This window comes from Novosphingobium sp. CECT 9465 (genome assembly GCF_920987055.1).
Taxonomy (GTDB): Bacteria; Pseudomonadota; Alphaproteobacteria; order Sphingomonadales; family Sphingomonadaceae; genus Novosphingobium.
Genome location: NZ_CAKLBX010000001.1, coordinates 3,453,265 through 3,477,196 on the forward strand (window position 1 = coordinate 3,453,265; position 23,932 = coordinate 3,477,196).

The 23,932-nt window shown below is 62.2% G+C and carries 24 protein-coding genes; 19 read left to right on the forward strand and 5 right to left on the reverse strand.

What is annotated here, in order from left to right; genetic code table 11:
* The first annotated feature begins 30 nt into the window (after positions 1-30).
* The 14 genes from LUA85_RS16760 (at position 31) to LUA85_RS16825 (ending at position 13,972) form a co-directional block, all read left to right on the forward strand.
* On the forward strand, positions 31-1,539 hold the full coding sequence (locus LUA85_RS16760; RefSeq protein WP_231471496.1) for a DEAD/DEAH box helicase: 1,509 nt from the start codon (positions 31-33) through the stop codon (positions 1,537-1,539).
* 118 nt (positions 1,540-1,657) lie between these two features.
* Positions 1,658-2,368, forward strand: a complete 711-nt coding sequence (locus LUA85_RS16765) for a sterol desaturase family protein (protein ID WP_231471497.1) — start codon at positions 1,658-1,660, stop codon at positions 2,366-2,368.
* Complete coding sequence (locus LUA85_RS16770; protein WP_231471498.1) at positions 2,365-2,796, forward strand: DUF2141 domain-containing protein; 432 nt, start codon at positions 2,365-2,367, stop codon at positions 2,794-2,796. Before LUA85_RS16765 ends, LUA85_RS16770 begins: the two co-directional genes overlap by 4 nt.
* On the forward strand, positions 2,796-4,094 hold the full coding sequence (locus LUA85_RS16775) for an MFS transporter (protein WP_231471499.1): 1,299 nt from the start codon (positions 2,796-2,798) through the stop codon (positions 4,092-4,094). The genes LUA85_RS16770 and LUA85_RS16775 overlap by 1 nt, the downstream gene beginning before the upstream one ends.
* Positions 4,095-4,113: 19 nt before the next feature.
* Positions 4,114-4,962: a CoA ester lyase gene (locus LUA85_RS16780; RefSeq protein ID WP_256448259.1), complete on the forward strand. Its 849-nt coding sequence runs from the start codon at positions 4,114-4,116 to the stop codon at positions 4,960-4,962.
* Between the two features lie 88 nt (positions 4,963-5,050).
* Entirely contained in the window at positions 5,051-6,445 is a 1,395-nt protein-coding gene (locus LUA85_RS16785) for a hypothetical protein (RefSeq protein WP_231471917.1), read from the forward strand.
* Between the two features lie 52 nt (positions 6,446-6,497).
* Positions 6,498-7,469, forward strand: coding sequence for an alpha/beta hydrolase (locus LUA85_RS16790; protein WP_231471500.1), 972 nt, complete (start codon positions 6,498-6,500; stop codon positions 7,467-7,469).
* Between the two features lie 7 nt (positions 7,470-7,476).
* A complete protein-coding gene (locus tag LUA85_RS16795) occupies positions 7,477-8,862 on the forward strand; it encodes a M48 family metalloprotease (RefSeq protein WP_371823732.1) in 1,386 nt (461 codons plus the stop codon).
* 11 nt (positions 8,863-8,873) lie between these two features.
* Positions 8,874-9,671, forward strand: coding sequence for a DsbA family protein (locus LUA85_RS16800; protein ID WP_231471501.1), 798 nt, complete (start codon positions 8,874-8,876; stop codon positions 9,669-9,671).
* Positions 9,672-9,743: 72 nt separating this feature from the next.
* Positions 9,744-10,889, forward strand: a complete 1,146-nt coding sequence (locus LUA85_RS16805; protein ID WP_231471502.1) for a sensor histidine kinase — start codon at positions 9,744-9,746, stop codon at positions 10,887-10,889.
* 97 nt (positions 10,890-10,986) lie between these two features.
* Positions 10,987-11,784 (forward strand): LytTR family DNA-binding domain-containing protein, encoded by a 798-nt coding sequence (locus LUA85_RS16810; RefSeq protein ID WP_231471503.1) that lies wholly within the window; start codon positions 10,987-10,989, stop codon positions 11,782-11,784.
* A 151-nt stretch (positions 11,785-11,935) separates the two neighbouring features.
* Positions 11,936-12,814, forward strand: a complete 879-nt coding sequence (gene nadC / locus LUA85_RS16815; RefSeq protein ID WP_231471504.1) for a carboxylating nicotinate-nucleotide diphosphorylase — start codon at positions 11,936-11,938, stop codon at positions 12,812-12,814.
* A gap of 32 nt (positions 12,815-12,846) precedes the next feature.
* Positions 12,847-13,269 carry a hypothetical protein gene (locus LUA85_RS16820; RefSeq protein ID WP_231471505.1) on the forward strand — a complete coding sequence of 141 codons (423 nt, stop codon included), beginning with the start codon at positions 12,847-12,849 and terminating at the stop codon, positions 13,267-13,269.
* A gap of 4 nt (positions 13,270-13,273) precedes the next feature.
* The gene (locus tag LUA85_RS16825; protein ID WP_231471506.1) at positions 13,274-13,972 is read left to right on the forward strand and encodes a ribonuclease T2; all 699 of its coding nucleotides are present in this window, start codon (positions 13,274-13,276) and stop codon (positions 13,970-13,972) included.
* A gap of 27 nt (positions 13,973-13,999) precedes the next feature.
* Here the strand turns inward: LUA85_RS16825 and LUA85_RS16830 are convergent, their stop codons facing one another.
* Together LUA85_RS16830 and LUA85_RS16835 are read right to left on the reverse strand one after the other, a co-directional pair.
* The gene (locus tag LUA85_RS16830) at positions 14,000-14,665 is read right to left on the reverse strand and encodes a TetR/AcrR family transcriptional regulator (protein WP_231471507.1); all 666 of its coding nucleotides are present in this window, start codon (positions 14,663-14,665) and stop codon (positions 14,000-14,002) included.
* Positions 14,666-14,864: 199 nt separating this feature from the next.
* Positions 14,865-15,242, reverse strand: coding sequence for a limonene-1,2-epoxide hydrolase family protein (locus LUA85_RS16835; RefSeq protein ID WP_231471508.1), 378 nt, complete (start codon positions 15,240-15,242; stop codon positions 14,865-14,867).
* A 121-nt stretch (positions 15,243-15,363) separates the two neighbouring features.
* On the opposite strand from LUA85_RS16835, the gene LUA85_RS16840 reads away from it, so the two are divergent.
* Genes LUA85_RS16840 through LUA85_RS16850 form a run of 3 tightly spaced genes read left to right on the forward strand, consistent with a single transcriptional unit; the run spans position 15,364 to position 18,420 of the window.
* Positions 15,364-16,281, forward strand: coding sequence for a Rieske (2Fe-2S) protein (locus LUA85_RS16840; protein WP_231471509.1), 918 nt, complete (start codon positions 15,364-15,366; stop codon positions 16,279-16,281).
* 19 nt (positions 16,282-16,300) lie between these two features.
* Positions 16,301-17,362, forward strand: a complete 1,062-nt coding sequence (locus LUA85_RS16845; RefSeq protein WP_231471510.1) for an oxygenase — start codon at positions 16,301-16,303, stop codon at positions 17,360-17,362.
* A complete protein-coding gene (locus LUA85_RS16850; RefSeq protein ID WP_231471511.1) occupies positions 17,362-18,420 on the forward strand; it encodes an LLM class flavin-dependent oxidoreductase in 1,059 nt (352 codons plus the stop codon). Before LUA85_RS16845 ends, LUA85_RS16850 begins: the two co-directional genes overlap by 1 nt.
* A 70-nt stretch (positions 18,421-18,490) precedes the next feature.
* On the opposite strand, the gene LUA85_RS16855 is transcribed toward LUA85_RS16850, so the two are convergent.
* The 3 genes from LUA85_RS16855 to LUA85_RS16865 form a co-directional block, all read right to left on the reverse strand.
* Positions 18,491-20,140 carry an FAD-dependent oxidoreductase gene (locus LUA85_RS16855; RefSeq protein ID WP_231471512.1) on the reverse strand — a complete coding sequence of 550 codons (1,650 nt, stop codon included), beginning with the start codon at positions 20,138-20,140 and terminating at the stop codon, positions 18,491-18,493.
* Between the two features lie 568 nt (positions 20,141-20,708).
* Positions 20,709-21,239, reverse strand: a complete 531-nt coding sequence (locus LUA85_RS16860) for an ester cyclase (protein WP_231471513.1) — start codon at positions 21,237-21,239, stop codon at positions 20,709-20,711.
* A gap of 385 nt (positions 21,240-21,624) precedes the next feature.
* Positions 21,625-21,837: a ferredoxin gene (locus LUA85_RS16865; protein WP_231471514.1), complete on the reverse strand. Its 213-nt coding sequence runs from the start codon at positions 21,835-21,837 to the stop codon at positions 21,625-21,627.
* 107 nt (positions 21,838-21,944) lie between these two features.
* On the opposite strand from LUA85_RS16865, the gene LUA85_RS16870 reads away from it, so the two are divergent.
* Positions 21,945-23,333, forward strand: a complete 1,389-nt coding sequence (locus LUA85_RS16870; RefSeq protein ID WP_231471515.1) for an aromatic ring-hydroxylating dioxygenase subunit alpha — start codon at positions 21,945-21,947, stop codon at positions 23,331-23,333.
* 14 nt (positions 23,334-23,347) lie between these two features.
* Positions 23,348-23,929 carry a 3-phenylpropionate/cinnamic acid dioxygenase subunit beta gene (locus LUA85_RS16875; protein WP_231471516.1) on the forward strand — a complete coding sequence of 194 codons (582 nt, stop codon included), beginning with the start codon at positions 23,348-23,350 and terminating at the stop codon, positions 23,927-23,929.
* Positions 23,930-23,932: the final 3 nt, after the last annotated feature.

A 23,932-nucleotide genomic window follows, 5' to 3' on the forward strand; every position in this document is an offset into this window, starting at 1 on the left:
TTCGCCAGACGTGCCTATGAAAGCATATTCATGTCATTTTTCTCCGATCTCGGCCTTGCCGAACCCATTCTGCGCGCGCTTGAAGCCAAAGGTTATTCCGACCCGACGCCGATCCAGCAGCAGGCCATCCCTGCGCTGCTCGAAGGCCGCGACCTGCTCGGCATCGCGCAGACCGGCACCGGCAAGACCGCCGCGTTCGCGCTGCCTTCGCTGCACCGGCTGGCTGCCAACCCGATCGAACGCAAGCCCGCTTCGTGCCGGATGCTGATCCTTTCGCCGACGCGCGAACTGGCCGCCCAGATTGCCGACAACATCGAAGGCTATGCCAAATATCTCAAGATCTCGGTCGCCTGCGTGTTCGGCGGCGTGCCGATCTCCAAGCAGGCCCGCCGTCTGGTGCCCGGCATCGACATTCTCGTTGCCACGCCGGGCCGCCTGCTCGACCTGATCGACAACCGCGCGCTGACGCTGGGCCGCACCGAAATCTTCGTGCTCGACGAAGCCGACCAGATGATGGACCTCGGCTTCATCCATGCGCTGAAGCGCGTGGCGAACCTGCTGCCCAAGACGCGGCAGAGTCTGTTCTTTTCCGCCACGATGCCCAAGGCGATCGAGGATCTGGGCAAGCAGTTCATCGTCAACCCGGTGCGCGTCGAAGTGGCTCCCAATTCCACCACGGCAGAGCGCGTCGAACAGTACGTGACCTTCGTCAATCAGGCCGAAAAGCAGGCACTGCTGACCCTGCGTATCCGCAACCTGCTGACCACCAAGGAACTTGATCGCGCGCTGGTGTTCACCCGCACCAAGCATGGCGCGGACCGCGTCGTGCGCCACCTGACCTCGGCCGGGATCGAAGCGCGCGCCATTCACGGCAACAAGAGCCAGGCCCAGCGCACCGCCGCCCTTGACGCCTTCCGCCAGGGTTCGTGCCCGGTGCTGGTGGCAACCGACATCGCCGCGCGCGGCATCGACGTTTCGGGCGTCAGCCACGTTTTCAACTTCGAACTGCCCAACGTGCCGGAACAGTATGTCCACCGCATTGGCCGCACGGCGCGCGCGGGTGCCGATGGCATCGCGATGAGCTTCTGCGCGCCGGATGAGAAGCCCTACCTCAAGGACATCGAGCGCCTGACCCGCCTGAAGGTGGACACCATGCCGTTGCCCGAAAACTTCATGGCCGAAGCCGCCAAGCTTCCCGCGCCCAGCCGCAAGCCTGCCGAAGAAGAGCGCGACGCGCGCCACGATGCCCGCGCCCAGCGCGGCAACGGTGGCCGTGGCGGAAACGGTCAATCGCGCGGTGGCGGTGGCGGCCAGAGCCATGGCGGTCGCGCGCAAGGCCGCGATGGCCGTCCGCGCGATGCCAGCCCGCGCCAGGAACAGCGCGATGGCGAGCGTCAGAACGATCGCGGCCCGGTGCGCAATCCGGTCCACGCCGACGGTGCCGGTGGTGAACGCGACGGCAACAAGCCGCGCACCTTCCGCCCACGCGGCGCGCCCGGCGTCGGCGCGCACCGCAACAAGGTCCGCCGCGCAAGCTGAATCAATACAGGCTGATCGATGACAGTGCGGCCCGCGAGGGTCGCACTGTCATCCCGTCAGCCGGTCATGCCCCAAGGCAGGGCTGTCCCTTCGCGGCAAAGCTTGGCATAGCGCAGGCATGAACAGCGCGCTTGCTTCTGCCCTTGCGATGACGGTGATCGTCGCGCTGCGCTATCTGGCCACCAGCGGGCTGTTTGCATGGGCCACGCACAAGGTGCGGCCCGGTCTCTATCGCGGCCTGGGCAGGCAGATCCGGTCCGAAATCGCGTGGAGCCTTGCCACCGCAGCGATCTATGGCGTTCCTGCCGGGATCGTGGCCTGGGGATGGCAGCAACGCGGGTGGACCAAAATCTACACCGATCCACTCGCCTGGCCGCTGTGGTGGATGCCGGTCTCGCTCCTCGCCTACCTCGTCATCCACGATGCATGGTTCTACTGGACGCACCGCTGGATGCACCGGCCCGCGGTGTTCCGCAGGGTTCATGCGATCCATCACGCCAGCCGCCCGCCCACGGCATGGGCGGCGATGAACTTTCATCCGGTCGAAGCGGCGATCGTCTCGTTGCTGATTCCGGCGCTGGTCTTCGTGATCCCGATTCACATCGGCATGCTGGGGCTGGTGCTGCTGATCATGACCGTGATGGGCGTGACCAATCACATGGGCTGGGAAATGTTTCCACGCGGCCTTGTTCATTCAAGGTTGGGGGGATGGCTGATAACCGCCAGCCACCATAACCGCCATCATGAGCAATATCGCTGCAACTACGGTCTCTATTTCCGTTTCTGGGATCGGCTGTGCGGCACCGACAAGGGACTTTCCGCCCCATGAAGCGCGCACTTCTGCTTCTTCCGATCGTGCTGCTGCCGGGAAACGGCGCAGATACGACGACGATCGCGATCGACCTGACCGGCCTGCGCAACAGGACCGGCATGATCCATGTCTGCATGACCGCAAAACCGAAATCGTTTCCCAAAGGCTGCGATACCGACCCGGACCGCCGGGTCGCTTCGGCAAAGGCGTCCGACACCGGACCGATGGTGCTGCACAACGTGCCTTCGGGGCGCTATGCCATTGCCGTGCTGCATGACGAAAACAGCAACAGCAAGATGGACATGGCCCTGTTCCTTCCCAAGGAAGGCTATGCCTTTTCGCGCAACGCGCCGATCAGGATGGCCCCCCCCAAATTCGATGCCGCAGCATTCGAAGTCTTGCCCGGAAAGCCCGTTCACATGACCCTGAAGGTCCGTTACATCTAGTGCCTGCCCCAACCAGCCAGACTTCCGGCGGCGCGCTTGCCCCGTTCCACTACCCGGCTTTCCGCGCGATTTGGACGGCCAACCTGTTTTCCAACATCGGTTCGATGATCCGGTCCGTCGGCGCAGCATGGCTGATGACCGAACTGACGACCAGCCACGTTCTGGTAGCGCTGGTGCAGGCCTCCGCCACGATCCCGATCCTGCTGCTTGGCGTGTTTGCCGGCGCGATTGCCGACAATTTCGACCGCCGCCGCGTGATGCTGGCGGCACAGACCGGGATGCTGGTCGTTTCGGGCGTACTGGCGGCGCTGTCCTATACCGGCAACATCGGTCCGTGGTCGCTGCTCGCGCTCACCCTGATGGTCGGCATGGGCACCGCGCTCAACGGGCCAGCGTGGCAGGCCTCGGTGCGCTTGCAAGTGGCGCGCGCCGATCTGCCGCAGGCGATCTCGCTCAACGCCATATCGTTCAATCTTGCCCGCAGCGTGGGGCCGGCACTGGGCGGCGTCCTCATCTCGCTGTGGAGCACCAGCCTCGCGTTCGGGCTGAACGCGGTCAGCTATATCGGCATGATCGTGGTCCTGATGCGCTGGCGGCCCGAATCGCTGCCCCCTGCGCGTGAGCCGATGCTGGCCGCCATCGGACGGGGCCTGCGGTTCTGCGCAGGCTCGTCACCGATCCGCAAGGTGCTGCTGCGCGGACTTGCCATCGGGGTCGGTGCGGCAGGATTCCAGGCGCTGATGCCCAGCATTGCGCGCGACATGCTGGGGGGCACCGAACTCGACTATGGCCTGATGCTGGGCGCATTCGGCATCGGGTCGATCCTGACCGCGCTGTGGATTTCGAAAGCGCGGCGGCGCTTCGGTGCAGAGGCCGTGGTGACGGGCGCGACGATGACCTTCATCGTGGCATTGCTGCTGATGGCCTGGGCGACCAGCCTGCCGATGGCAGTCGCGGCATCGTTCGTCGGCGGCATGGGCTGGGTCAGCGCGATGACCAGCCTGAACGTGGCCATGCAGTTGCGCAGCCCGGAGGACATTCTTGGGCGATGCTTGTCGATTTACCAGGCCGTAGCCTTTGGCGGCATGGCGCTGGGAGCGTGGGCATGGGGCACTGTTGCCGATCATTCCAGCCTGCCAACCGCGCTGCATGCTGCTGCGGGCTGGTTCGTGCTGACACTGGTCCTGCATTTCGTGGCTCCCATGCCAACGCGAGAGGAAGGCCGCCTCGACATCGTGCCCGATACGACGCAAGGCCTACCCGAAGGACTGCTCCAAGGACCGAAAAACTGTGACTGATCATCGCCCCTTACGCTCCGTGCTGTACATGCCTGCCAGCAATGCCCGCGCCATGGCCAAGGCGCGCGGTCTCGATTGCGATGCCGTGGCGCTCGATCTGGAAGATGCGGTCGCGCCGGAAGCAAAGGCTGATGCGCGCGGCGCGCTGGTTGCCGAAGCGCAGGCGGGGGGCTTCGGCCATCGTCGCCTGATCGCACGGATCAACGCGCTTTCGACGCCGTGGGGACATGATGATCTGCGCGCGCTCGCTGCCGCCCCGGTCGAAGCCGTGCTGGCGCCAAAGGTCGACGATGCCGACGATATTGTCGGGCTTTCGCGGGCGATGGACGCTGCGGGATTTGCGCCCGATATCGCACTGTGGGTGATGATCGAGACGCCGCGCGCCGTACTGGCGCTGGAGCGGATCGCGGCCTGTGCCGCCACTACGCGGCTGCGTGGCTTCGTGCTTGGCCTGAACGATCTGGCCAAGGACAGCGGCATTGCGCAGTTGCCCGGTCGCGCCGCCTTTGTGCCGGTGCTGACGATGGCCGTGCTGGCAGCCCGTGCCCACGGTCTGCTGATCCTTGACGGGGTGTGCAACGCGATTGACGATCCCGCACTGCTGGAGGCCGAGTGCGTACAGGCGCGCGATTCGGGGTTTGATGGAAAGACGTTGATTCACCCCGCGCAACTCGATGCCTGCAACCGCATCTTCGCACCGACCGATGCTGATATCACCAATGCGGAGGCAATTGTCGCGGCCTTTGCCGACCCGGCAAATGCGGGCAAGGGCGCCCTGAGAATAAACGGGAAAATGGCGGAACTGCTGCATCTGGCACAGGCCCGGCAATTGCTGGGCAAGGCCCAGGCCATCGCCATGCGCGCCTGATCCATGCCCACGCCACTGGCGCAACTTAAGCACATTTTTACAAAGTTGCGCCAGACCTGTCCCCGGACAAGGGGATCTGGTGGACGTAATGGATACTTTGCGGGGAATTGACCGGGACAGCGTCGATGCGGAACTCGACCTTGCAGGCTTCGAGGACGAAGTGGCAAGCGAACCACCGCCGTCGGTCGGCCAGGACGAGCGCCGCATGCAAGTGCGCGCCTACAATTACTGGGCCGGATTGCTGGGCAACCACACGTTCCCGCCCGTTGCCACCCTGCTGGCCGGGGTCTATCCCGATTTTGCCGAGAACGCGGTCCTGCTTCATTTCGATGATGGCATCGAAAACCCGGCCATTGCCTTCGTCGGCGGCAAGCTGGCGGCGGAATGCGGAACCGAAAGCTCGATCGAACGGCTGAGCCAGGTGCCGGGCCGCTCGCTGCTGTCGCGCATCACCGATCACTACATGCAGATCATCGCCAATCAGGCGCCGATCGGGTTCGAGGCGGAATTCGTCAACCAGCATGGCCGCACCATCCTCTATCGCGGCATCCTGCTGCCGTTCTCGTCCGACGGGCTGCAGATCGATTACATCATGGGGGCCATCAACTGGAAGGAACTGGCCGATCAGGCGACGACCGACGAACTGCTGCAAGCCATTGGTCAAGTACTCGACGCCGAGCCTCAGCAGACGCGTTCGCGCCGCCCGCTGATCGAGGCGACCGATGCGTGGGCCGATGGTCCTGCGGCGCTTGACCTTGGTGCATTCCCCCAGCCGGTTTTCGGCCTCGACGATGTTGCGCTGGACGATGCCGGGCTGGACGATGCCGGGCTGGACCATGATAGTCTGGCAGCGCCGGGGGCCTTGCCCGCGGAAGAACCGGAAGAGCTGGCCGACTGGCTGGCATCGGCCCGCGATCTGGCACTGGTAGCCAATTCAAGCGAGGACCGCACCCGCAGTGCACTTTACGCCGCAATCGGCCGTGCGTGGGACTTTGCCCTGGCGGCTCAGGACGCGCCTGAAGATTTTGCTGAACTGCTGGAAGACGCGGGCCTGACGATGCAGGAACGCGCGCCGATGACGCCGGTGGTGAAGCTGGTGTTCGGGGCCGATTACGACAAGACCCGCCTGACCGAATATGCCACCGCGCTCACCCATGCCCAGCGCATCGGTCTGCCGCGTGGTGGCCTGGGGCAATATCTGTCCGATGCGCCCGGTGGTCTCAAGGGTGTGGTCAATACCGAACGGCGCCTGCGCCGCGAGGAAGCGGGCAAGGCGCTCGCCAGGCGCGGACCGGAAGCGCTGGTCGAATCGCTTCGTGCGATCCCGCCGCGCAAGGTCTCGGAGATCGCCTGTGCCGATGGCGCCGAATTTGCGCTGGTGGTCGTGCGGCGCCTTGAAAACGGCGAAGTCACGCTTATCGGCGAAGTGATCGAAGATCCCGCGCTGTTCGAACGTGCCGCGCGCAACCTGATCGGTCACTGACCGACCCACAGACCGCTTTGCGGTATGCTCCGGCACTGCTAGCCCTTCTGCCATGAAGCGAACGGCACCACGAACGGCACTGGGCATTTTGCGAATGGGATGGATAGGCTGGACAGCCGTCACGCTGGCGCTGCTTGCGGCAATCGGAACGATCGCCTTTCGTCATGCGCGCCAGAACAATGCCGTAGCGCTGCTCGATAGCGTGGACAGGATCTTCAACGGCGGTGACGGCGCAATCCGGCTGGTGGCCAACGTCCGCTATGGCCCGGACCCTGCGCAGAAGCTGGAGATGTTCGTGCCCCAGAGTGCCAGCGGCGCACTCCCGATTGTCGTGTTCATCCACGGCGGCAGCTGGGCAAGTGGCGATCCGCACGATTACCGCTTCATCGCGCGCACCCTTTGCGCGCAAGGCTATGCCGTGGTGCTGGCGGGATACCGGCTCTATCCGCAGGTGCGCTACCCCGCGATGCTGGAAGACGGCGCGGCCGCGCTGCGCTGGGTACAGGACAATGCGGGCAAGCACGGCGCCGATCCGGCCCGGATGGCGTTGATGGGACATTCTGCCGGGGCCTACAATGCCGTCATGCTGACTCTCGACCGGCAGTGGCTGCGCGGCGTCGGCCTCGATGATCGGATCATACGCGGCACGGTGGGGCTGGCAGGCCCGTTCGATTTCCTGCCGTTCGATACCAGTTCGTCGATCAACAGCTTTGGCAAGGCGCCCGATCCATCGCTCACGCAGCCCGTCAACTTTGTCCGCCGAGACGCGCCTGCGCTACTGCTGGTGACCGGCGATAGCGATAAAACGGTAAAGCCCCGCAATTCGCAATCCCTGGCCCGGCGAATGACGGAAGCAGGTGTGCCGACCGCGCCGGTTTTGCTGAAGGGCGTGACGCATGAAGACATTATCAAGCAGTTCGCGCGTCCCTATTTGCGTGATAGCCGCACGCTCGATACCGTGTTGCCCTTTCTCGCCAAGGTAACCGCACCCGCTTCAGTTGCGGTTCAGGCAGAGGGTCGATAGTCCCGGCATCGTGAACAGACGCCCCACTCTGAGCCGCTTCCTCGCCCGCGTGGGCACCGGTCTTGCCGCGCTGGCGCTGTGCATCCAACCCGCCGCCGCGCAATCGGTCCTGCGCGATGCCGAGACGGAGGCCCTGTTCCGCGATGCCGCCGCGCCGATCTTCAAGGCCGCGGGCTTCAATCCGGGTGCGGTAGAGCTGGTCCTGCTCAACGATGGGTCGATCAACGCCTTCGTGGCGGGCGGGCAGGCCATCTTCATTCATTCCGGGCTGATCGGCGCGGCAGACAGCGTCAACGAATTGCAGGGCGTGATCGCTCACGAACTTGGCCATATCACCGGCGGGCATGTGATCCGTTTTGACGAAGGCCTGAAGCCCGCCACCGGGATCACCGTGCTCAGCCTGCTGCTGGGCGGTCTTGCCGCAGCGGCCGGATCGCCCGACGCGGCCATTGGCGTGTTCATGGCCGGCCAGCAAGCGGCGCTGGGCAAGTTCCTGGCGTTCAGCCGCGCGCAGGAATCATCGGCAGACGCCGCTGGCGCGCAGTTCCTTTCCAACGCGGGCATTTCCGGGCGCGGATCGATAGAATTCTTCAAGAAGCTGCAGAATCAGGAATTCCGCTATGGCTATAACGCCAGCGCCAATCCCGATGCAGAATTCTATCGCACTCACCCGATGACTTCGGACCGCCTGACCACGCTGCAGGACGTCTATGAACGCGACCCTGCCTGGAACACCCCGCCACCGGCAGACCTGCAAGCGCGGTTCCAGCGGGTGAAGGCCAAGCTCTATGGTTACCTTGCCGATCCGCAGGACACATTGCGGGCCTACCCGGAATATCTGACCGACGTTCCCGCGCGCTATGCCCGCGCCTATGCCTTTCACAAGGAAGCCTTTGCCGACAAGGCGCTGGAGGAAACCAAGGCGCTGATCGCGCAGGACCCGGCCAATCCCTATTTCCTGGAACTGGAAGGCCAGATCCTTCTGGAATCGGGTCGTCCCGCCGAAGCGATAGAACCCTTGCGCAAGGCGACCGCAGTGACCAGCAACGAACCGCTGATCGCCACGACGTTCGGCCATGCGCTGATCGCCACCGAAAATGCGCAGAATTTTGCCGAAGCGGAAAAAGTGCTGAAGACCGCCGTGGCGCGCGACAAGGACAATCCGTTCACCTGGTATCAGTTGGGCGTGGTTTATGAAGCCAAGGGCGATCTGCCCCGCGCGCGGCTGGCCAGCGCGGAACAGCAACTGATGAACATGCGACTGCCCGAAGCGCTGCGCAGCGCCGAAGCGGCAGAGGCCGCCTTGCCCAAGGGAACACCCGACTGGCTGCGCGCGCAGGACATTGCGATGTCGGCGCGCGCAATGATTGAGCGGCAGCGCAAGTCGCGCTAGGCCCGGTGGCGATGGCAGATTCCCAACCCCGGCGCCTTGGCGCTTTCGCACTTGTCGCAGCGCTGTTTGCCGCAGGGGGCGCTGGCGCGGGCTGGTGGTTCGAGAACCAGCGTTCGGACGATGCCGCCGGCAGTGATGCGCAACTCGAAGCCTCGCTTGCCAGCGCCGGTATCGACGGAAAAGAGCGCGCCGCCATCGAAGGGCTGGTGCGGTCCTACATCCTCGAACATCCCGAAGTGCTGCCGCAAGCGATGGAACGCCTGCAACAGCGCGAATCCGCAGCCCAGATCGCACCGATACGCGGCGCGCTCGAAACACCCTTCCCCGGCGCGGTGCTCGGCAATCCCAACGGCAAGGTCACACTCGTCGAATTCACCGACTTTGCCTGCACGTATTGCCGCCAGAGCGTGAAGGCCCTCGAAGGCCTGATCGCGCAGAACCCCGACTTGCGCGTGGTGATTCGCGAATTGCCGATCATCGCACCCGAAAGCGCGCCCGCCGCGCGCATGGCGCTCGCCGCGGCCGCGCAGGGGCGCTATTCCGCTTTCCACAAGGCGATGTTCGAAGGCGCGCGCCCCAGCGATGACAGCATCGCCGCTGCTGCCGGTGCCGCCGGGCTGGACCTTGGCGCCGCCCGCAACTTTACGGCGCGCAGCGAGGTTGAGGACGAACTCAAGCGGAACCTGGAAATGGCTCGCCAGCTTGGAGTCAATGGCACACCCGCATGGGTGATCGGCGAGCGGATGATAAATGGCGCAGTGCCTGCGGCCGAACTCCAAACCGCCATCGATGCTGCGCGCAAGGGATGATCTCCACCGCTGCCTTCGCGGTCGATCGGGCAAAGGCTAGCTTCCCTGTCCGCTAACCGATACAATCCGTTCATGGCCGCGCTGCCGTTCCGCCCTACGCCGTTCTTCGGCAACAAGAACCGCGCCTTCTGGCGCCTGCAGTTCCTTGGCTGGGGCGGCGCGATGCTGCTGCGCGCGGTTTCGTCCATCGCCAATGCGCAGCCATGGTCGTTTCTCGTCATTGTGGTCATCGCCACGATTACCGGCTTTTCGATCTCGCTGATCATGTCGGTAATCTACCGCGCGGTGATGAACCGCCGCCCGATCGTCACCTGGGGCGTGACTGCACTCGTCCTGCCGCTGTCGGTCGGCCTTTATGCGTTCATCGATTCATGGGTGATCAGCCTTTACCGCCAGGGCGGCGATGCCAGCTTTGCGCAATTGTTCGTGGGCGTGTTCTACCTCGACCTCACCCTGCTGATTTCGTGGACAGGCCTGTATTACGCGATCAACTTCTTCCTGCAGGTGGAGGAGCAGAACGACCAGTTGATGCGGCTGGAAGCGCAGGCAACCAGCGCCCAGCTTGCGATGCTGCGCTACCAGTTGAACCCGCATTTCCTGTTCAACACGCTCAATTCCATCTCCACGCTGGTCCTGCTCAAGCAGACCGAACCGGCCAATGCGATGCTGTCGCGCCTGTCGTCGTTCCTGCGCTACACGCTGGTCAACGAACCGACCGCGCGCGTGACCGTTGCGCAGGAGATCGAGACGCTCAAGCTGTACCTCGATATCGAACTGATGCGCTTCGAAGAGCGCCTGCGCACCGAATTCCGCATCGAGGACGCCGCCCGCAACGCCCTTATGCCCTCGCTACTGCTCCAGCCGCTGGTTGAAAACGCGATCAAGTATGCGGTCAGCCCGCTCGAATATGGCGCGGAAATAACCATCGAGGCGCAACTCGTCGGCTCCATGCTGCGGGTTACCGTGTCCGATACCGGGCCGGGCTTGCAACCGGGCACCGACCCTTCGACGGTGTTCGGCGTGAGCAGTGACTCGACCGGCATAGGATTGGCCAACATTCGCGACCGGCTGGCGCAGGCCTATGGCGAAAACCAGCGGTTTGATATTTCCAACCGCGCGGAAGGTGGCTTTCAGGTGGTGCTCGAACTTCCGTTCGAGCCACGCGAACCTGCCTCCAACGCCATTCCTGTCCGCCGTCCAGCGGGCGTATCGGCATGATTTCGGGAACCGAACGCCCGCAGTCCCGTCCTGCGTTCAGGGCTGCTCCAACGGGAAATCCGTCACGGGGGCGCAACGTGATCCATAAGGGAACCGCATGACCATTCGCACGATCCTCGTCGACGACGAAAAACTGGCCATTCAGGGGCTGCAACTGCGCCTTGAAGCCTTCCCCGATGTCGAAGTGATCGACACCTGCTCCAACGGTCGCGAGGCCATTCGCAAGATCAAGACCGAAAAACCCGATCTGGTCTTCTGCGATATCCAGATGCCCGGATTCGATGGTTTTTCCGTGGTCAAGGGCGTGATGGAGATCGATCCGCCCCTGTTCGTCTTCGTCACCGCCTATTCCGAACACGCGATCAAGGCATTCGAGGCCAACGCGGTCGATTACCTGCTCAAACCGGTCGAAGTGGATCGTCTTGCCGATGCGCTTGACCGGGCGCGCACCCGCATTGCCGAAAAGCGTGGCCGGGAAGAGGCGGACAAGCTGAAAATCGTGCTTGCCGAAGTGGCGCCCGATTCCATGCCTGAAATAGAAGATGAGGGTGAGCCGGTAACCGGCCGTTTCGAAAAGCTTATCAACATCAAGGATCGCGGCCAGATTTTTCGCGTCGATGTCGACACGATCGAGCGGATCGAGGCGGCGGGCGACTACATGTGCATCTACACCGGCGACAATTCGCTGATCCTGCGCGAGACGATGAAGGATCTTGAACGCCGTCTCGATCCGCGCGTTTTCCAGCGGGTCCATCGCTCGAAGATCGTCAACCTCGATCAGGTCCGCCAGGTCCGCCCGCACACCAACGGCGAATGCTTCCTTGTGCTGGAGAGCGGCGCGGAGGTGAAGGTCTCACGCTCCTACCGCGATGTTGTGGCAAGGTTCGTTCACTAAGCCCCGCTTCTGCCAAAAATGCCAGATACCCGTTCATCCTGAGCTTGTCGAAGGACTCGCGAAACAGTAGCGACCTGACGCATATGCAGCGTTCGTAGTTCCCGCCCTGCGCGCGTCCTTCGACAGGCTCAGGACGAACGGAGTGGGTGACATGGAAGAATTTGAAATCCCCGGCTTCGATCTTGAAGCCTTCGTCGCCGCCACGCTTGCCGAAGATCTGGGTGAAGGTCTGCCCGGCGGCGGGCATGACGTGACTTGCGAAAGCGTGATCCCGGCTGACGCGCGCTTTACCGGCGTGATGGATAGCCGCGATGCGATCACGGTTTGCGGGCTGCCGATTGCCGCAGCGTTCTTCCGCGCGCTCGACCCGGCGATGTCCATCGAGATTCTGGTTCGGGAAGGCGCACAAGTAACGCCCGGATCAGACCTGATGCGGCTGGAAGGCAATGCCCGCGCGATGCTGACGGCGGAACGCAGCGCGCTGAACACTGTCCAGCACTTGTCCGGCGTAGCGACTCTGACCCGTCAGTATGTCGATGCGATCGAGAGTTTCGGGGGCGACACGAAAGCCCGCCTGCTCGATACGCGCAAGACTATCCCCGGCCTGCGCCATCTGGAAAAGTACGCGGTGCGCACCGCCGGTGGCACCAATCACCGCATGGGCCTGTGGGATGCGGCGATGATCAAGGACAACCACGTCCTCGTTGCGGGCGGCGTGGCCGAAGCGGTACGTCGTGCGCTGTCGGCGGGCGTGAACGACGTGATCTGCGAAGTGGACCGAATCGAACAGATCGAACCAGCGCTTGCCGCAGGTGCCACTCGCCTGCTGCTCGACAACATGGGGCCGGACCTGCTGCGACAGGCGGTGGCACTGGTTGGCGGACGTGTGCCATGCGAGGCTTCGGGCGGTGTGCGGCTCGACACGATCGGTGCGATTGCCGCATCGGGCGTCGATTACGTTTCCGTCGGCCGTCTGACGCAAAGCGCGCCTGCGGCGGATATCGGTCTCGACTTCACACCGCTGGCCTGACAGTCTGTAGGGGCAATGACAGGGGATTTTTGATGCGTCCGGCTTCCATCCAGTGGTTCGAGCGGATTTACTTTGCAACGCTCGCCATCGGGCTGATCAACCTGCTGATCCATTACGGCACCCTGAGCGAAGTATTGGGCGGTAGCGGTCAGACGATGGGTATTGTGCTGATCAGCTTCCTTGCTGGTATCGCGATCTCATTGGTATTCTGGTATCTCGTCGCACGCCGTGCCAGCACCATCGCCAAATGGTTTCTGGTCGTCCTCGTGGTGATCGGCCTCATCGGGTTACCCGGCGGCTTTGCGATGACCGAGACGCTGGGCATCGCTTACGTTGGCATCGGCGCGCTTTCCACGCTGCTGCAGGCCATCGCCACCGGACTGTTGTTCACGCCAGAATCGCGCCGCTGGTTCGCCAGCAAGGGTGCACCAGCCGGACCCGAAACCTTCGAATAGCATGATGCGCACGGTAATTGCCTGTGTCCTGGCGGTCGGCGCCACCCCCGCCATCGCCCAGGGGTGGCAATGCCGGGTGCCGCCCCAAATCTCCGTACCGCCCCTGCCCAAACCGGACGCCCCGCCGCGCGTGGTGCCGACGACCGGCTATACCCTCGCGCTGAGCTGGTCTCCAGAGTTCTGCCGTACCCGCAAGGCCGATCCCGCGCATGCCACGCAATGTTCGGGATCGATGGGGCGCTTCGGTTTCGTACTGCACGGGCTTTGGCCCGAAGGCAAGGGCGGGGCCTATCCCCAATGGTGCCCGGTGCGGCGCGCGCCAGATGCGCAGACGCTGCGAGAAAACATGTGCGCCACGCCATCTGCCGATCTGCTGGTCCATGAATGGGCCAAGCACGGCAGTTGCATGACGCGCGATCCCGCAACCTATTTCGACAAGGGCCGCGCGCTGTTCCAGGCGATGCAGTTTCCCGATATGGCCCGGCTTTCCCGGCAGGAGGGCCTTGATGCAGGGATGGTACGGCAAGCCATGGTCACTGCCAACCCGCGCCTGAAGCGCGATATGATCAGGCTTCTGCTGGGCCGTGACGGCTGGCTGCGTGAAATCCATGTGTGCCATGGGCGCACCCTGAAGCCCGCGCGGTGCCCGCAGGGCACTGGCCCTGCCGATAGCGTTCCTGTCAGGATCTGGCGCAGTTTCTGAAGCCCGGACATACTGCGAAAGGCCGGATCATGCTGGCCGTTCCTGCGGACTGCCAGCAAATGGATCGGGATGTGCAGCGATCCCCTGCAAGACCAGCGTGACGACGTGGGTGCGCCAGCGATCGATCATCTCGTCGCAGGTGAAGTCGGTTCCGCAGCTCTCGATCATGGCCCAGGCTTGCGTGAATACGGACGTGGCAAGCGTAAACAGCGTCCAGTAAAGCATGAAGGGATCGATCCCCGGTCGAAAGAATCCCTCGGCAACACCCCGGTCCACGATGGGAATCATCCTGGCGTTGACGAACTTGCGAACGGTGGGGATGTACTGTGATCGGCGCGTTATATGCTCACCCTGATGCAGGTCCTGATCGAGCATCATCCCGGCAAGGTAGGGACGCTCACGGAAACTCTGCATGATGCGGGTAACCAGCAGTGCAATGGCTTCGGGCGGTGTGCAATCGTCGTAGTCACTGCTGTCGAGCATGATATGCGAATCGCGCGAGATAAGGTCGAGCACAACGCCGTAGAGTTCTTCCTTCGACTTGTAATAGTGATAGACCAGTTGCTTGGTGACGCCTGCGGCCTTGGCAATGGCATCAAGCCGCGCTCCGTCGAACCCGTTCTGCGCAAACTCGGCGCGGGCAGCCGCCAGTATTTTCTCCAGTGTGACAGCCGCGGAATGGGGGCGCGCCATGACCTAGCGCTCCGCGCCAGTGGCCGCACCGCTGGGCGATGCCTGCCCACAAACATGACATCCCTTCCCCATGGCTGGCAATTGTCCCTCGCCAAAACCTGCCGGCATCGCGCCGGTCCCGAACAGCATTCTTCATCCCGTCCCGACCGGGGGCCACGCGCCGGGGGCAGCCTGGCCACCCCTATGGCGCAACGGCCATTCAGAACCCCTTTGCCGTATCGAAATAGTCACGCCAAGCGAGGATTTTCGGCCCGTCCATTTCAAAAACGCCCATCAGCGGGATCGAGAGGACGAGATTGCCGTCCTTGTCATAAAAGTTGTCGATCCGTTCAGTCAGAACGGCATTGCCCGCCGCAGCAATGTGATGAACAATCACTTCACCGCTCTCGATCGGGTTGGCGCCTGCAAAGGCTTCCATGAACGCCTTTGCCTGCGCGAAGCCCACCGTCCGCGAAATGCCGACATTTTCCCATACCGTCTCGTCGGTAAAGCGTTTTTCCATCGAAGTGAGCATGGCGGCCAATGTCGGCTTCCATTCATCGAAAAAGGCCAGAACTTCCGTCACGGGGTCGCTCATTGCTCCAACGCTCCTTTGCACAACCTGTCCGGCCCAAAAGCCAGCCTTTTCGGAGAATTGACAATTAAATTGCCATATGTCAATTTAATGCCAATGAAGTCTGGGAGAAAGCGAGTCGTTAATGCCAGCGAATGCGTGGTGGGCCGTCGCACGGTCTGAAGAGATTACCGCGACCAAGCCGATCAATGTCGATATTGGAGATCAGCCGATAGTGCTGTGGCGCGACAATGGTGTTGTCCGCGCGCTGGAGGATCGCTGCCCTCATCGCCGCGCGCCGCTTTCGCTGGGTTGCGTGCTGGGCAGCGGCAAGATTCAATGCGGCTATCACGGCTGGACCTTTGATGGGAAGGACGGCCAGCTGGTCGATATCCCCAACCTCAAGAGCGACCGCAAATTCCCGCCCGTCTATCGCGCCCGCGCCTTTGCGGTGGCGGAAAGCGGTGGCTTTGTTCGCGTGAACCTTGACGCCAAGGCAGCAGCACCTGCGCCTCTGGCCGAAACCCTGCCGCTGGCAGGCACCGAGAATGTCGCTCTGGGCCACGAACACTTCATCAATGCCCTGTTCGACAATCCCGCACTGGTCATCGCCATCCGCGGCATCAAGTTCACGCCATATCTCATGGCCGAACTGGTCGAACAGGATGGCCGCCTCGTGCTTGAACGGTCATGCCAGTGGTCGACGCCGAGCTGGCCCGCTCCGTTCATCTCTGATTTTCCCGTGACTCTGCGTATCTCGACCGATGCGATAACCGGCGAAAGCGAGCTGTTGCTGCGCGACGATGCCTTCATGCCGCTGTTGCGCGCCACCATTGCGCCGGTTCCAGCTGCGCGCGGCGTCACGCAGGTTCGCTGGCGGGCAAAGCTGGAGGCCGGGCGTCGCAGCCTTGCCGCGAAAGCCATGGCACTGGGCGCACCGTTCCGCGTCCTGCCGACGGTGGACGGTGCCGAACTTCGCGTCACCAAACCATCTGCTTCCATCCACGCGGCTGATTTGCGCCGCGAAATTGCCAACCGCGCCGACAGCGCCGTCGCTGCCTGATCTGGAAAAGGAGATCGCAATGCTCGATATCAATGACAGTGCGCCGACCCTCGACTACGAGGATCCGATTTCCTCCGATCCGCGCACGTTTGCGGCAAAGGTCAATTCCTGGGTTCCGCACGACATCGTGCTCAAGGATGCCTGGTTTCCGCTTGCCCACAGCTTCGCGGTGGAAGCAAAGCCTGTCCGTCGTGCGGTCTATTCGCAGCCCTATTTCCTGTGGCGGGAAAACGGCCTTGCAGTTGCTTCGGAATTTCATCCTGCCGAAGGGCTGCAGGGGGCAAAAACCGCATTTTCCGATGCCGCCGGACGCTATCCGGTGATCGAGAAGTATGGCTATGTCTGGGGCTGGTTCGGCAATCCCGCCAATGCCGCCCCGGAACATGTGCCAAGCATCCCCTACCTGCCTGAAGACGGCGGCCTGCCCCTGCACATGCTGGGCACGGTGCGGTTCGATTGCTGCGCCCCGCTAAGCCTCGAAAACCTGATCGATCTCACGCATGCCGATTTTCTTCATGCCGATGTCGTCGGCGACGAGAAGATGGACAAGGAAACGGTCGAGGTGTTTCACGACAGCGAAACCATCACCATGGTCCGTACCTGCGTGAACAAGTCGGTCGCGCCGGTGATGAAACTGTTCGGCGGCGTGAAGGCCGATGTCCAGCAGGTCCGTCAGGTGATCCGCATTTACCTGCGCAGCCACGCCGCCATTGCCTATGGCCGGTTCAGCCCCGGTGATAACGTGCAGTTGTTCCACCCGTGCGTACCCGAAACGCGCGACAGGACCCGGCTCGACTATGCGATGAACACGAGCAACGTGAAGAAGAGCAATCCCTTCCGCTACGTGATGCCCAAGGCCAGCTACAAGGTTTCGCGGCAGGACAGTTCGATGACCAGCCCGCAAAGCCCGCGCTACATGCACAGCGAACCGCGCAAGGACCTGCATTCGCCACTGGATGAAGCAGGACAGAAATATCGTGTGCTGATGCTGGCACTGGCCGAACGTCAGGCGCGCGGCGATTTTGCCTATCGCGACAATGTCAGCACGGATTGCAGCGAAATCATCGGGTATCAGAAATAATGACCAGCCTATTGAATGCAACCGGCGGCGAGCGTCGCTGGTGGGGCGTCATGCCCGTGCTTCCCGCGCCGGTCATGGGCGGTATTGCCAAACAGATGGAGGCCGTAGGCTTCGAGGGATGCTTTTCCTTGCAGATCTACGGTCCTCCGTTCGTGCCGATGGCGGCAGTCGGTGCGATGACCGACAAGCTGAAGGTATCGACCGGTATTGCCGTGGCGGGGACCCGCAGTCCGGTCGAGACCGCATTTGCCGCGATGGAAACCGACACGATCACCCAGGGCCGCTTCATCCTCGGCTTGGGGACCTCGCTGCACAGCGCGGTGTGCGGTATCTACGGCGAACCCAAGCGCAAGCTGCTGACGCATCTGCGCGAAGTCGTGAAGGTCGTCCGCTATGTAAACGCCAACGCGCACAAGGGGATGGAGCCGATTCACGGCGAATACTTCAACGCCGAATGGACCGAGATGATGATGACCGCACCTCCGGTGCGCGAACGCATTCCGATCTGGATCGCCGCACTGAAGGACAAGCTGACCAGCCTCGCGCTTGAAATCAGCGATGGCCTGATGGTCCATGCGCTGTGGACGGTTGATTACACCGTCCAGAAAAAGGCGTTCATCGAGGCTGAACTGGCCCGTTTCGGCCGCCAGCGCAGCGACGTGGAAGTCAACGCCTGGCCCTGGATCGCGATCAACGACGACAAGCAGCAAGCCATCGACGACAGTCGCGCAACCGTTGCCGGTTATATCGGTTACAAGGAATACGAGCCGTTCTTCGACGCGATCGGGTTCGGTGATCTGGCCCGTTCATGCCAGCTGGCGGCGGGCGAACATGGCGATGTTTCCAGCGTCATCAAGAATGTCAGCGACGAGGTCGTCCAGGCCTTCGTCAAGTGCGGGTCGGTGGACGAAGTTCTCGAACAGATCGAGCCGTTCTGGACGGTGGTGGATTCGCTGTGCCCGATGACGCCGTACCGCAATCTCAGCCAGGAAAAGCTGATGACCTATAACGAAGGTCTCTACCGGATGGTTGCCGAGGCCAAGCGCCGGGCCGCCTGATACTTCGGACGATCAGGGCGACCCCGGACCTTCCAGCGCACGGAGCGCGGAAGGTCCGGGGTTCGCCCCTTCATAAGCTTGCGATTGCCTTCCCGGCGATATAGCCGGTCACCATGGCGGGACCGACGTTGCAACCGTGAGCAGGCGATTTGCCCTGCCAGATCGAGTTTGCATCCAGTCCGGCCGCCCACAATCCGGGGATCGGCTGGCCATCTTCACCGCGGACCCGGCACTTTGCATCGATCTTGACGCCGACGGTAGTCGAGCCATCGCCGGGGAAAATCTGGATGGCATAATACGGACCATCGCCAAGCGGGCCAAAGCATGGATTTGGCGCATGGCCCGGATCGCCGATTTCCTGATCGATCAGCGTATCACCCTTTCCGAATGCGGTATCCTTGCCGGTAGCCGCATCGGCATTCACCCTGGCTGCCGTGGCCACCAACCCGGCGGCGTTGACACCAATCCGCGCAGCCAGTTCCTCCAGGGTTTTCCCGCTCTTCAGATAGCCGCTTGCCAGAAGCTCCTTGAGCCGTCCGCCACCCGGCAGAACCAGCCCCATGCCATACTTCTTCACGTTCTTCGCGCTGGCAATGATATGTGCCGGTACGGTGCCGGTGGCGTGCATGGCGCTGACGAAATGCTGGCTCGCCTCGTTGGCGAAACGCGCACCCTGGTTGTTCACGGCGATGCAGCCGGGCTTCGACATGTCGATCAGGTGGGCGTAACGCTCTACATAGCCATTGGCGAGCGTGTTGGTCGAAACCACCGCCCAGACCGCATTGACATGATTGTCCGCGCCCATCGCCGCGCCAACCGCCTGACCTGCGGCGATTCCATCGCCGGTATTGGTATAGGGCAGGATCGAAATGTGCTGGTCGGGATAAGGGATGAACGCCTTGCGCAATTCTGCACTGGCGGAGAACCCTCCCGATGCCAGCACGACGCCGCGCGCAGCCTTCAGGTCGGTGCTCTTTCCATCAATCGTGGCGCGAACCCCGACGACCTTGCCGTCCTCTACCAGCAAGCGCTCGACCGGCGCATTCTCGCGCAATTCCACCCCGGCATCGATGGCCGACTTGAACAGGCGTCCGGCCAGCGCCGTGCCCATGGTCAACCGCGAACCGCGTCCGAGCTTGCGCTTGTCGAGTGCGAACCGGACCGCGATCTTGGCCATGTGCCACAGTGCGCCCGGCGCCGGCAGACGCGCGATATAGGGCAAATCGAACAGATCGATCATCATGCCACCCGGCGCGTTGAACTCCTCGCGCGGCTTCGACAGGCGCGAAAAATCAGCCCCCAGGGTCTTGCCGTCGAACTCCGCCGGTGCGAGCAGCCGCCCTTCATGCGCCGATCCCGGTACTTCTGGATACCAGTCCGAGGACGGCGGCGAGAGCAGGAAGTGAACCGAGGTGTTTGCGCCAAGCCATGCCACCATTTCGGGACCGACCGCCATGTACGCTTCGATGATCTCGCGCTCCGCGCGATTGCCGACGACGGCAAGAGCGTAGTCGCGCGCCTTTTCCACGCTATCGTCGATGCCCGCGGCGATGGCCTGCGGGCTTCCGGGAATCCACACGCCGCCACCGGAAATTGCGGTGGTCCCGCCGAAATGGCCAGCCTTTTCCAGCAGCACGACCTTCAGCCCGGACTTCGCAGCGGTCACCGCCGCAGTCAGGCCGGCAGCTCCCGATCCCATGACAATCACATCGTAATTCATCGCTTAATCCCCCGCGCACATCATGGCGCTTATCTGTTTATCATCAATTCCTGATTGATCGGTGCGGTCGGACCTTCGTGCAGGAATCCCGTCCAGCAATGTCCGCCCCGTTCGTTGGCAACGGCAACGTCGGACAAGACACTTGCGGTCGTTGTGCGATCACGCTGGGCCATGCGACAACTTTACCTGCATCAAAACATTTCCGACCTTCGACCACCGCTTCCACGCAGATGGCGCAGATCTCACGACAGGCGTTCCGGCCTGCTCACAAATTCCGCAATGGGCTGCAAACGCTGGGTTTCGGGCGATCTTGCGGACAAACGCCCTGGTTTCCAGCCCTTCCTCCATCGCGATCTCCTGCATCCATGCCCCTTCGCATCATCGGCACGAGACACTGAAGCGCGCCTTCCCTTGGACAGGGTGCGCAAGCCGCACGGGGCGGGGGAGCGGCAGGCAATGGCACATGCCCCTGCCGCCATCGGACTTGATTGGTTGCCAACGCAAAAGGGGGAGGCCTTGCGGCCTCCCCCCAATGCATCGACAGACGCTTCCTGAGCGGAAGACCGTCTTACTTGTAGGGATCCACCGGCTGCGGCGCTTCGATCACTTCGAGGTCGATCAGCATCGAGAGCACGTCGGAGATCGAGTAGATGTGCACGATCTTGTCGCCGTCGAACTTGATCCAGCTGAACCAGAGCACGTCGAGCTGGTTGCCGGTTGGCTGGACGCCCATGTAAGGGCCGCCGGTGTGTTTGCCGTGGTGGTGGCACAGTACGCAGATTTCGTCGTCGCCACGGCCCCACGCCTTGAGCGTGCGATAAAGGCTGGGCGGGAAGGTCTTGTAGAGGGCGACAGGCGATGTCGACCACTGCTCGAACGTTCCGAGATCAGGACGATTGGGGTTGTCGTAAGTCATCTTCGACTTGTCCATGAACTGGTCGAAGCCGCTCCAGTCACCCACGTTCAGCTTGTCGTGCAGATTCATCCACTGGTTGACCATGAACGCCTGGCGTTCGGTCAGACCTTCGGTGATTTCGGCGCGCTTTTCAGCCGAGAGCGTGAAGTCTGCTTCAGTGAAGGGCGGGATACGTCCAGCCATGTCAATTCTCCAAAATAGTATCCGCATGTAGCGGTGGTTTATGTCTGAGCACCAACTGCGCCTGCGCGCCAACTTGTGTTCGGGGCGGCTTTTCAGGGCTATCACCGAATGTGCAACCTACCTTCGGAAAGGACATTGCGGCCCTGTTCGAGATCGCGCCTATCTTTCGGGACGGAAAATGCCGAAGACATGCCAAGGGTGGGTGGGCTTCCATACCGAAGGAAGCCCGTCGCGCGATGTCTGGATGGAAGCGCCCGGACGGCCACCGGCATAAACAAGGCACAAACAAGGCAAGGGCGGCCAGTCAGATACTGGCCGCCCCCGAATCTCCTGAATTGAATCCCCTGAAGCAAGTCACCGCATCATGCAGCGCGGCATCGATCCCTCAGGCAGGGACGACCTTTATGGCGTTCTGCGGACAGGCATCGGCGCCTTCGCGAGCGCGATCCTCAAGGCCTTCGGGCACGATTTCCTCATCGACATAGACGATGCCGTTCTCGTCCAGTTTGTAGACCTCAGGGCAGATTTCTGCACAAACTCCGTAGCCGCAGCACGCAGGCTTGTTAATGACAACCTTCAACTTTCCCTCTCCGCTCATGGCGAAACTCCGTATGCTCGTGACGCCTCAACTTACATGTTGAACACCTTCCATACAATATGTATATCTCGAATCAGATAGAAAAGAACCCCCGAGGAGAAGCTGCCATGCTCCAGAAAACCAGCCTGGTATTGCGTGATGGAACGTCGCTCGACGATCTCGTCAAACGTGATACGAATGAAGTGTCTTTGCGGGTAATGACCGACGAAGAGCTTTATCATCATGAAATGGAACGGATTTTCGCCAAGACTTGGCTGCTTCTCGGCCACGAGAGCGAGATTCCCGACGTCGGTGATTTCATCGTGCGCGACATGGCCGAAGACAATGTCATCGTCGCTCGCGGACAGGACGGCGACGTTCATGTCTCGCTGAATGTGTGCCCGCATCGCGGCATGCGTGTGTGCCTGGGTGAGGCTGGCAACAAGCGTATTCACCAGTGCATCTACCACGGCTGGGCGTTCCGCCCGAACGGCGATTTCATCGGTGCGCCGGTCGAAAAAGAGAAGATGCACGGCAACGATGTCGACAAGTCCACGCTCGGCCTGAAAAAGGCGCGGGTCTACCTTTACGGCGGCCTGATCTTCGCAACGTGGAATGTGGATGGCCCCTCGTTCGAAGAATACCTAGGCGACATCAAGTTCTACCTCGACCAGCTGTTCTGCCGCACGGACAACGGCCTGGAACTGCTTGGCCCGCCGCAGCGCTTCGTGCTGCCCTGCAACTGGAAGGTTCCGGGCGAACAGTCCGGCTCGGACGGCTTCCACACGTTGACGCTCCATCGCTCGCTGATGGAAGGTGGCGTGATGGGCGGCACGGCCGAAACGATCTACGATCAGGCTCCCGGCATGTATGGTGTCGATGTTTCCTGCAAGCAGGGCCACTCGCTGCGCTGCCTTGAAGCTGAAAAGACATTCAAGATGTTTGCCGACGTGCCGTTCGAAGGCAAGTCGACAGAAGAGCGCCTCAATCTGCTGACGCCTCCCGGCATCACCAAGGACATGATTCCGCAGCTGTTCAAGAACCTCAGTGAAGACCAGGTTCGCCAGCTTGCGACAATTCCGCCGCAGGTTGGCGGCATGTTCCCGAACGTGCTGATCGCGTTCATCTTCGCACCGCGCACCGATGGCGGTTCGTCGGGTGCGCTGACGCTGCACACCTACATGCCCAAAGGCCCGGACAAGGTGGAGTTCATCAACTACATCTTCGCCGAAAAGGACGCGCCGGAACAGATGAAGCGCGACATGCTTCAGAATTCGATCTGGAACACTGGCACTTCGGGCGTGATCGAACAGGACGACGCCGACGTATGGCCCGTGATCATGCGCAATGCGCGTGGCGCAGTGAGCAAGGACATCACCCTGAAGTATCAGGCCCTGCACGGCCATGAACGGCCTGAAGGCTGGGTGGGTGAAGGCCTGCTTTATCCCGGCTTCACCAAGGATGACACGCAGTGGAACTGGTGGATGGCCTATTACGATCTGATGAGCGAAGCCTGAGCGAGGGACAAGACATGACCTGGATCACCAAATCGACCGCCGCTCCAGACGCCACCACCATCATGCGCGGCCTTACCGCAAAGGTCCGCGTTCCGCTGGGTTCGGAAATCTACAACCGCATCCTCGAAACGCTTTACGACGAGGCTGCCCTTCTCGACGAGCGCCGGTTCGACGATTGGGTAGCGATGCTTGCGCAGGACATCATCTATCAGGCGCCAATCCGGCTGACGCGTACCGGTGCACATCGTGACCGCGATGTGATGCGGACGATGTTCCACTTCGACGAGGATTACGGTTCCTTGCTGATGCGCACCGGCCGTATGCAAAAGAGCGCCTGGGCCGAAGACCCGCCCTCGCGCTGCCGCCGCTTCGTGACCAACGTGCGTATCGGCGAAACCGAAGCGGCAGGCGAATACGAAGTTGTCAGCTATCTGTTCCTTGAGCGCAGCCGTGGCGACAATCCCCACAACGAGCAGATGACCGCCGAACGCCGCGACATATGGCGCGATGTTGACGGTATCTACAAGCTTGCCCGGCGTGAGATCATCGTCGATCAGGCGGTGCTCGGCATGTCCAACTTCGCCGTGTTCCTCTGATCG